Below are 9,773 nucleotides of genomic sequence, written 5' to 3'. Positions count from 1 at the left end.
CTCTTTTGCCATCTTTCAATTCTCCAGAAAAGGAAAAGCAATACGACTCGAAACACCAAGACGCGACGGACGGAACAACAAGCACCAACCGCGCACCCGTAGATGGTGCCCATGGCGGGAATCGGACCCGCGACCTCTCCCTTACCAAGGGAGTGCTCTACCACTGAGCCACATGGGCAGAATTCAGCTCAACACCGACCGGCCTGCACACCAGCACACCCGCGCTTGCCCATGAACCGCTGGAGCGGGAGACGGGAATCGAACCCGCGTCATCAGCTTGGAAGGCTGGGGTTCTACCATTGAACTACTCCCGCCTCGCGCCGCCGGCACCCACGCATCACGCAAGCAAACCGACAACGACTCTGCCGTTCATCGCAAACACTGGTGGAGAGGGCTGGATTCGAACCAGCGTACTCGTAAGAGGGCAGATTTACAGTCTGCTGCCATTAACCACTCGGCCACCTCTCCACGGTGAGCCGGCGATTATGCCATGATTTTTTGACACTGGAAGCCATCACATCCTGCCCGCCTCCAAGCCTGAAGGCCCTCTCACCCGATTGTTCCTTGCGGGCCTCGTTCACCAGGCAATTTCACCCCTCCCCCGCGCGCGCAGGAAGGCATTGGCCTGGCTGAAATGCCCGCACCCCAGGAACGGTTGGGGGCCGCGCAAAGCCGACAGCGGCGAGGGGTGGTTGGCGGTCAGCACCTGATGGCGCCACGCCGATGCATCGGGGGCTGGCCCAGCATTCCCTGGCGCGAGAACTTGCGCGAGGGCCTGCGCCAGCGCCTTTTGCGCGTGCGCGCCCCACAGCAAGAACACCACAGGGCGTTCTTGCGCCGCCACGGCGTGGATGATCTGTTGAGTAAGCACCTCCCAACCCAGCCCCGCGTGGCTGGCCGCCCGGCCCTCTTCCACGGTCAGGCAGGTGTTCAGCAGCAACACGCCCTGATGCGCCCAGCCCTGCAGAGAGCCATGGGGCGGCCAGGCCCAGGGCGCGAGTTGTGGGTCCCGCGCTAATTCCTTGTGGATGTTGCGCAGCGAAGGTGGCGACTTGACGCCGGGCGCGACGGAAAAAGCGAGCCCTTCCGCTTGCCCCGGGCCGTGATAAGGGTCCTGGCCCAGGATGAGCACGCGCACCGCCTGCAGCGGGGTGAGTTCCAGCGCACGCAAGGGTTGGGGCGGGTAGATGATGGCACCAGCTTCCAGGCGCGCACGCAGCGCACCGGCCAGGGACTGGCCGGCCTCGCTGTCGAAAAAAGCGCCCGCCAGCGTCCGCCAATCCGGCGTCAGCGGTACGAGCCAGTCCGCAGGCGCCCAGCGACGCAGTCGCTCGGTCGCAAACAGCCCGTGCGCAGCCGTCAGGTCGTCCCTATCGCGCATGCCGACCTCCGCCCGAACACCGTCAGGCAAACAGCTCGGCCAGCGCCAGCCCCGGCTCGGGCGCGCGCATGAAAGCCTCGCCGACCAGGAATGCGTGCACGCCCGCGTCGCGCATGCGCGCCACGTCGGCGCGCTGCAGAATGCCCGACTCCGTCACCAGCAAGCGGTCGGTCGGCACCTGCTCTCGCAAGGCCAATGTCGTCTCCAGCGACACCTCGAAGGTGCGCAGATTACGGTTATTGATGCCGATCAGCGGGGTCTTGAGCTTGAGCGCCCGGTCCAGCTCGGCGCCGTCGTGCACCTCGACCAGCACGGCCATGCCCAGCGTGTGCGCGATGCTTTCCATGTCCCGCATCTGCGCATCGTCCAGGCAGGCCGCGATCAACAGCACGCAGTCGGCGCCCATGGCCCGCGACTCGTAGATCTGATAGGAGTCGACCATGAAGTCCTTGCGCAGCACGGGCAGATCACAGGACGCCCGCGCCTGCTTCAGATAGTCGGGCTGGCCTTGGAAGAACTGGCGGTCGGTCAACACCGAGAGACAGGCCGCGGAGACCTTGCCGCCCTTGGCAGCATCACCCTCGGCATAACTCTGCGCGATGTCCGCGGGAATGAAGTCCGCGCGCAGCACGCCCTTGCTCGGGCTGGCCTTCTTGACTTCGGCGATCACCGCCGCCTGGCCCGCCGCGATCTTGCCGCGCAGCGCGCCCACGAAGTCACGCGTGAGCACGCGGCTTTCGGCGTCGGCGCGCACGGCCGCCAGCGAGGTCTTGCGAACTGCCGCCGCGATTTCCTCGCGTTTGACGGCGACGATTTTTTCCAGGATGTCACTCATGCCGGTTCGCCTTTCTCACGTCATGCCAGCCGGCTGGCCACGGCCACCAGTTGCGCCAGCTTGACCTTGGCCGCGCCGCTGGCGATGGCGGCCTGGGCCTTCAACACACCCTCCGCCATCGAAGCCACCACATTGGCGGCATACAGCGCCGCGCCGGCGTTCAGGGCCACCAGGTCACTCGCCACGCCAGGTTGGCCGTCCAGCACGCCGAGCAGCATGGCGCGCGAGGCTTCGGGGGTCTCGACCCGCACCTGACGCATGCTGGCCATCTGGAAGCCGAAGTCCTCGGGATGGATTTCGTACTCGCGAATCTGTCCGTCCTTCAGCTCGCCGACCAGGGTCGCCGCGCCCAGGCTGATCTCGTCCAAGCCGTCCTTGCCATGCACAACCAAGGCATGCCTCGCCCCCAGGCGCTGCAGCGCACGCACCTGGATACCCACCAGATCGGGATGGAACACGCCCATCAGGATGTTGGGCGCGCCCGCCGGGTTGGTCAGCGGCCCCAGGATGTTGAAGATGGTCTTGACGCCCAGTTCCTTGCGCACCGGCGCGACGTTCTTCATGGCCGGATGGTGGTTGGGCGCGAACATGAAGCCCACGCCGGTCTCGGCGATGCAGCGCGCGATGGCCTCGGGCTTGAGGTGGATGTTGACACCCAGCGCCTCCATCACGTCGGCGCTGCCGCTCTTGCTGGACACGCTGCGCCCGCCATGCTTGCTGACCTTGGCCCCGGCCGCCGCCGCGACGAACATGGCGCAGGTGGAGATGTTGAAGGTATGGGCGCCGTCGCCACCCGTGCCCACGATGTCCACGAGGTGCGCGGTATCGGCCACCTCGACCTTGGTCGAAAACTCTCGCATCACCTGGGCGGCGGCGGTGATCTCGCCGATGGTCTCCTTCTTCACGCGCAGGCCGGTGGTCAGTGCCGCCATCATCACCGGCGACATCTCGCCGCTCATGATCAGCCGCATGATGTGCAGCATCTCGTCGTGAAAAATCTCGCGGTGTTCGATGACCCGCTGCAAGGCTTCGTGGGGGGAAATGTTCATGGTCCGTTCCTGCATCGTCGTCCGACGGGAAAGTTAAGGTATGGGACGGTCGGACAGCGCCAGGCGCAGACCGAAGCCGAGGAACATGGCGCCGGCCACGCGATCAATCCAGTGGATGCTGGTGCGCACCCAGGCCCGGCGGGCCAGCCAGGCCGCAGCCAAGGCCCAGCCGAAGTTCACGGGGATGCTGACCAGGGTGAACAGGCAGCCCAGCAGCAGAAAGGCCAGGGTCTTGTGCGAGGACTCGGGCACGATGAACTGGGGAAGAAAGGCGAGGAAAAAGATCGCCACCTTGGGGTTCAGCGCATTCGTCAGAAAGCCGCCGGCGTACACGGCGCGCAAGGAGACCCGTGCCTGGCCGCGGGCCATTCCGAACTCGTCACCTAGCCCAGAACCTTGAGGCGCCCGGGACAGCAAGAGTTTCACGCCCGTCCAGCACAGGTAGGCCGCGCCCACCCACTTGAGCACGGTGAACGCCGTGGCGGAGGTCGCGAGCAGAGCGCCCAGGCCCAGGGCGGCGGCACTGACATGCACGAAGCAGCCTGTCGTGATGCCCAGGCCCGCCACCACGCCAGCGCGCGCGCCTTGACGCAGGGCGCTGCTCGCGATGTAAAGCACGTCGGGCCCCGGCGTGAGGTTGAGTAGCAGGCCGGCCAGCAGGAACAGAGGCAGGTGCAGGATGCCCAAAGAGGTGAAATCGAGCGCGATCATGGCTTGGGCCGCTCCAGGAAGTTCTTCAGCATGGCGTGCCCGTGCTCGGTCAGGATGGACTCGGGATGGAACTGCACGCCCTCCACGTCGAGCGACTTGTGGCGCAGGCCCATGATTTCACCGTCGTCGGTCCAGGCCGTCACCTCCAGCTCGGGCGGGCAGCTCGCGCGCTCCACGGCCAGGGAGTGGTAGCGGTTGACGGTGAATTTCTCCGGCAGGCCCGCGAACACGCCTTGCCGCGTGGTGCTGATCTCGCTGGTCTTGCCGTGCATCAGTTGCCGCGCCCGGACCACCTTGCCGCCGAAGGCTGCGCCGATGCTCTGGTGCCCCAGGCACACACCCAGGATCGGCAGCTTGCCCGCGAAATGCTGGATGGCCGCGATCGAGATGCCCGCCTCCACCGGCGAGCAGGGTCCGGGCGAGACCACGAGCCGGTCCGGCTGACGCTGCGCGACGCCATCCACCGTGATTTCGTCGTTGCGGAACACCTCGACCTCGGCGCCCAGCTCACCGAAGTACTGGACGAGGTTGTAGGTGAAGCTGTCGTAGTTGTCGATCATCAGGAGTTTCATGGCGGTGCTTCCTTTCACTCCAAACCTTCTTCGACCAGTTCGGCGGCACGCAGCAAGGCACGCGCCTTGGCCTCGGTTTCCTTCCACTCCAGCTCGGGCACGGAATCGGCCACCACGCCTGCGGCGGCCTGGACATAGAGTCGCCCGCCCTTGACCACGCCGGTGCGGATGGCGATGGCCAGGTCCATGTCACCCGCGTAGCTCAGGTAGCCGCAGGCTCCGCCATAGAGGCCGCGCTTGCTCGGCTCCAACTGGTCGATCAGTTCCATCGCGTGGACCTTGGGCGCGCCTGTCAGCGTGCCCGCCGGGAAGGTGGCCTTGAGCACGTCCATGCTGCCCATGCCCTCCTTGAGCAGCCCTTCAACATTGCTGACGATGTGCATCACGTGGCTGTAACGCTCCACCGCGAAGGCCTCGGTCACCTTGACGCTGCCGATGCGCGCGATGCGGCCGATGTCGTTGCGCGCCAGGTCGATCAGCATCACGTGCTCGGCACGCTCCTTGGGGTCGCTGACCAGCTCCTGCTCGGCGGCCAGGTCCGCCTCGGGCGTGGCGCCACGCGGACGCGTGCCCGCCAAAGGACGGATCGTGATTTTCTGGCCCCCGTCCACCTTTTCCTGCCGCACCAGGATTTCGGGCGAAGCGCCCACGACCTGGCTGTCGCCGAAGTCGTAGTAATACATATAGGGAGAGGGATTGAGCGTGCGCAACGCGCGGTAAAGCGAGAGCGGGTGCGACTCAAACTTCTTGCTGATGCGCTGCCCCACCTGCACCTGCATGAAGTCGCCGGCGGCGATCAGCTCCTTGGCACGCTCGGCGGCCTTCAAATAGTCGGCATTGGCGAATTCACGCTCGGCCGGGTGATGGGCACTGGGCGCCAGCGCCGTGATGGGCGGGGCACTGGCCGGCTGGCGCAGGCGATCGCGCAGTTCGCGCAGGCGACGCCTGGCTGCCGTGTAGGCCTCGGGCTGGGCCGGGTCCACGTACACGATGAGGTAGAGCTTGCCCGACAGGTTGTCGATGACGGCCAGTTCCTCGCACTGCAGCAGCAGGATGTCGGGCATGCCCAGGGTGTCGGGCGGGCAGGATGCCACGAGTTTCCTTTCAATGTGGCGCACGACGTCGTAGCCGAAGTAGCCGGCCAGCCCCCCACAGAAGCGTGGCAGGCCCGGCGTCAACGCGACCTTGAAGCGCTGCTGGTAGGTCGTGATGAAGTCCAGCGGATTGCCGCGGTCGGTTTCGACCACGTTACCGTCGCGCACGACCTCGGTGCGGGCCTGCGCGCCAAAGCCGCTGCTGCGCAACCAGACACGCGCGGGCAGACCAATGAAGCTGTAGCGCCCAAAGCGCTCGCCGCCGACGACGGACTCCAACAGGAAGCTGTTGCGCCCGCCGTCTTGCACATGGGCCAGCTTGAGGTAAAGCGAGAGCGGGGTTTCGAGGTCGGCGAAGGCCTCGGCGATGAGGGGAATGCGGTTGTAACCAGCCTGCACCAGGCTTTTGAATTCAAGTTCGGTGATCAAGGAAGAGCCTCCGGCTCGTGCGGACCTCCCCGCTCAGGGAGGGTCACGCGTTCATTCGGTCAGGCCTCGCGTCGCGAAACCCAGGAGCGCGCGGCGCGCGCCGCGCATCAGCAAGACATGCGTGCAGGCCGACGCCAGGGCCAGGCTCCCCGGTCGCTGCAACCTTTGCTGATGAGGCGATGAATGAACATGACCCGCTTTATAGCACCTTCGGCCCGCGTCTCGCCCTGGGGTTTGGTCGGATGCCAGCCCACGCCTTCAACGCGCGCGCGCGGCCAGATCTACAGCCCAGGCCTCCAACTCCCCCGCGTTCAGCGGATGGCTGTAGAGGTAGCCCTGCCCCTTGTTGATGCCCAGGTACTGCATCAGCGCAGCCTGCTCCAGGGTCTCGATGCCTTCGGCCACGGTCTGCAGGTGCAGAGCCTTGGCCATGCGAATCGTGGCCTCGATCATCACGCGGTGGTAGTTGCTGTCCAATGCCTCGCCGACGAAGGAACGGTCCACCTTGACCTGGTTCACGGGCAAGGCATGCAGGCAGGACAGGGAGGAATACCCCGTTCCGAAATCGTCCAGCGACAACGCCACGCCCAGCGCACTCACCTCCCGCAGCACGCTCTGAACGCCCTCGTCCTGCGCGGCCAGGCTCTCTGTCACTTCCAGCATCAGGGCTTCGGGGCCGATGCCCGTGCTTCTGAGCAACTCGGACAAGCGTGCGACGAAGTCGGTCTGGCGCAGCTGCGCGCGCGAGACGTTGACCGACACCATTTGCGGCGCGCGCTCGCCCAGCATCTGGCGCAGGCGCACCAGCTCATGACAGGCCGTGCGCAGCACGCGCTCACCCAGCGGGCCGATCAGGCCCGAGCCTTCAGCCACCGGGATGAAGGCCAGCGGGGAAATCAAACCGCGCTTGGGATGATGCCAACGCGCCAGCGCCTCCACGCTCGCGAGCCGTCCCGTCGCCAGGTCGATCAAGGGCTGGTAGACCACGCGGATTTCGTCGCGCGCCAAGGCCTGGCGCAGATCGTTCTCCAGCTCCGCGTCGTCGTGCACGCGCTTGCGCAGCGAGGGCTCGAAAAGCTCGTAGCGCCCGCGCCCCTGGCGCTTGGCCTCGTACATCGCGATGTCGGCGTCGCGCAGCACGCTGTCCGGATCGTCGGCCATGTGGGAGGGCGTGACGATGCCGATGCTGGCCGTGGAGCTGACGCGGTGGCCACCGATCTCGTAGGGTTCGGCGAGGGTGATCAGCAGGCGCGAAGCGACCACCTGGGCGTCCTGGTCACTGCGGATGTTGTCCAGCAACACCACGAACTCGTCGCCACCGATGCGCGCCGCAAGCTGCTGCGCGGGCTGGCCCGTCAGCACATCGATGTCGCTGGCCTGGACGAAGGCATCTCCCGCGCGCAGGCTTTCCTGCAAGCGCCCTGCGATCTGGCGCAGCAGCTCATCGCCGGCGGAATGGCCCAAGGTGTCATTGACCTGCTTGAAGCGGTCGAAATCCATGAAGAGCACGGCGAAGCCGTAGCCCGTTTCCCGACGGGTGCGCTCCAGCGCGGCGCGGATGCGGCGCAGCAATTCGGCGCGGTTGGGTAGGTGGGTCAGGCTGTCGATGCGCGCGCTCTGACGCAACTGCTCTTCCAGCTCCTTCTGCGCGCTGACGTCGTAGCACACCCCCGCCATGCGCGCGGCGCGACCCCGGCCGTCACGCGACACCACCGTGCCGGAAAACAGCATCCAGCGCCAACGGCCGTCAGAGTGGCGCACGCGCATCTGCACATGCATGGGGCGGCGCGAATCGCGCAGATTGGCACGCAGGGCCCGCGACATCGCGTCCAGGTCTTCCGGATGGATCAGCGCCACCAGGGTCTGTGCCGTCAGATCCAGTGAGCCGCTGGCGTAACCGAGCAGCGCGTAGAAGCGCTCGTTCACTTCCAGGCGCCCGCTGGCGAAGTTCCATTGCCAGACCCCCAGGGCCGCGCTTTCCACCGCGATCGAGAGCAATTGCTGCTGGTCACGTTGCTCGGTCACGTCGATCACGCTGGAGGCCACGCCCGTCATGCGCCCCGCCGCGTCGCGCAGGGGCTGCGTGTTGGTCAGCAGCCAGCGCACGGGCGCACCCGGCAGAACGATGCCGATGGACTCGGCGCGCAGCGGCTGACCCGTGCGCAATGTGCGCACGGTGGGCCGGTCTTCCTCCGGGTAGGGCGTCATGTCGGCGCGCACGGCGGAGACGTTGTGGCCCGACAGCCCCGCGCGTCCCACCAAAGCGTCGACCGGCAGCCCCAACATCTCGGCGGCCAGCACATTGCAATCCAGCACCTTGCCGTCCAGGTCCTGCAGCACCACGCCCACCGGCACGGCGTCAATCAGCGCGCGCAAGCGCAGGCGCTGGCTCTTGGCCTCGGTGATGTCGGTGGCCACCACCGTGCATCCCAAGTGCTCGCCCAGGGCGTCGCGGATGGGCTGGTAATCCACGTCCAGCCAGGTTTCACGCCCGTCCTCGGCGCGGTGCAGTACCTCGGAGCGCACCGGCTGGCCCTGACTCAAGGCGTCCAGCACGGCATTGGCCCGGGCCTCGCCATCCTCGCCTTGGCCGAGCAACACGCCCTGGCCGCCGATCACCTGCTCGCGCGGCAAGCCCTTGCCACGCTGATAGGCGTCGTTGCACCAGAGTACGTGGCCCGCGCCATCAAGCATGGCCACCCAGTTGGCCGTGCGCTCGGCCACCAGCGCCAGTTGGCGGCGCTGCTCCGTCTGTCGGCGCAGGCGGTCGTTCTGCGCGCCCACGAAACGCACCAGCGGCTCGGCCACGCCCAGCAGCAGAAGCAGGAGGAGCAGCAAGGTGACGAAAAAGGCGGTCTGTATGCCCCGCACGGTTTCGGCCGCGTGGCGCCGGGCGGCGTCTTGCAGCTCCAGCTCCAGACGCTGCAAGGTGTCCGTGAAGGCGTCCAGCTCGACCCGCAGCCGCGCGATGGCCCGGTCGCGCCGCGCCGCGTCTGCGGCATCGACCTGCCAGAGCAGGAACTGCGTGCGGTACCAGAGTCGCTCTCGCTGGTCCTGCCAACGCGTGATGGTTCGCCACAGCGCATTGGCCGGATCGGTGACGGGTCTATTCACGACCTCGGCCTGTCCAGCCAGCAGTTGGTCCAAGGCCGCGGCCTGGGTCTGGGTGAGGTGCACCGTCTCGCTCAGCGCCTGGATGCTGACTTCGGGCGGGTCCAGGCTCGCCTGCAAGCGCGTGAGCTGCAGCCGCAAGCGCTGCGCGAGCATGTCCTGCAGCGTGGTCGCGCGGATGATGTCGGCATCCACTTGCCGCACCTGCTCCAGGCGCATCTGCTGGCGGCTTTGCAACCAGGCCACGAGCCCGACGGCCAGGAGCACGAAATACAGCGCCATGCGCACCCGATGGTGGGTGCGCGCGCGGCGCCAGGCCGAAGACGCGCCCCACCCACGCGCGCGTTTCGCCGGGGGCGCGGCGCGCGCCGGCCCACCGGCCGTGGCGGAGGAAGCATCCGCCATGGATGCGGTGATGGCTTGGCCGTCCTCAGCGAACCAACCGCTGGGCGCCTCTTGCGCAGTCTCAGCGACCCAGGTGTCCGCGTCTGCGACCGTCCGCCTGTCTGCTTGCCGTTGGGCGCTGCGCCACATCCACCACCTTCGCCCCATGTCCACATACCCCTATGGTTTTCCTAGCGTAGCAGGACG

General features: G+C 66.8%; 7 protein-coding genes and 3 tRNA genes. All 10 read right to left on the bottom strand.

Translation table 11 applies throughout. From position 1 onward, the window contains the following. Positions 1-103 precede the first annotated feature (103 nt). Positions 104-178 (bottom strand) — tRNA-Thr (locus AZ34_RS03005). 62 nt (positions 179-240) lie between these two features. After that, a tRNA-Gly gene (locus AZ34_RS03000) sits at positions 241-314 on the bottom strand. A 68-nt stretch (positions 315-382) separates the two neighbouring features. Next, positions 383-468, bottom strand: a tRNA-Tyr gene (locus AZ34_RS02995). Between the two features lie 109 nt (positions 469-577). Continuing rightward, entirely contained in the window at positions 578-1,381 is an 804-nt protein-coding gene (locus AZ34_RS02990) for a uracil-DNA glycosylase (RefSeq protein ID WP_051509488.1), read from the bottom strand. A gap of 22 nt (positions 1,382-1,403) precedes the next feature. Continuing rightward, positions 1,404-2,216 (bottom strand): indole-3-glycerol phosphate synthase TrpC, encoded by an 813-nt coding sequence (gene trpC, locus AZ34_RS02985; RefSeq protein WP_035604639.1) that lies wholly within the window; start codon positions 2,214-2,216, stop codon positions 1,404-1,406. A 20-nt stretch (positions 2,217-2,236) separates the two neighbouring features. Further along, positions 2,237-3,265: an anthranilate phosphoribosyltransferase gene (gene trpD / locus AZ34_RS02980; RefSeq protein ID WP_035604638.1), complete on the bottom strand. Its 1,029-nt coding sequence runs from the start codon at positions 3,263-3,265 to the stop codon at positions 2,237-2,239. 33 nt (positions 3,266-3,298) lie between these two features. After that, a complete protein-coding gene (locus AZ34_RS02975; protein WP_035604637.1) occupies positions 3,299-3,976 on the bottom strand; it encodes a LysE family translocator in 678 nt (225 codons plus the stop codon). Next, positions 3,973-4,548: an aminodeoxychorismate/anthranilate synthase component II gene (locus tag AZ34_RS02970; protein WP_035604636.1), complete on the bottom strand. Its 576-nt coding sequence runs from the start codon at positions 4,546-4,548 to the stop codon at positions 3,973-3,975. Before AZ34_RS02970 ends, AZ34_RS02975 begins: the two co-directional genes overlap by 4 nt. A 14-nt stretch (positions 4,549-4,562) precedes the next feature. Next, positions 4,563-6,071 carry an anthranilate synthase component I gene (gene trpE / locus AZ34_RS02965; RefSeq protein WP_035604635.1) on the bottom strand — a complete coding sequence of 503 codons (1,509 nt, stop codon included), beginning with the start codon at positions 6,069-6,071 and terminating at the stop codon, positions 4,563-4,565. Positions 6,072-6,329: 258 nt separating this feature from the next. Then, a complete protein-coding gene (locus AZ34_RS17505) occupies positions 6,330-9,587 on the bottom strand; it encodes an EAL and GGDEF domain-containing protein (protein WP_197026489.1) in 3,258 nt (1,085 codons plus the stop codon). Positions 9,588-9,773: the final 186 nt, after the last annotated feature.

This window comes from Hylemonella gracilis str. Niagara R (assembly GCF_000600295.1).
Taxonomy (GTDB): domain Bacteria; phylum Pseudomonadota; class Gammaproteobacteria; order Burkholderiales; family Burkholderiaceae_C; genus Hylemonella; species Hylemonella gracilis_A.
This window is presented reverse-complemented; position numbering and strand designations above follow the sequence as displayed.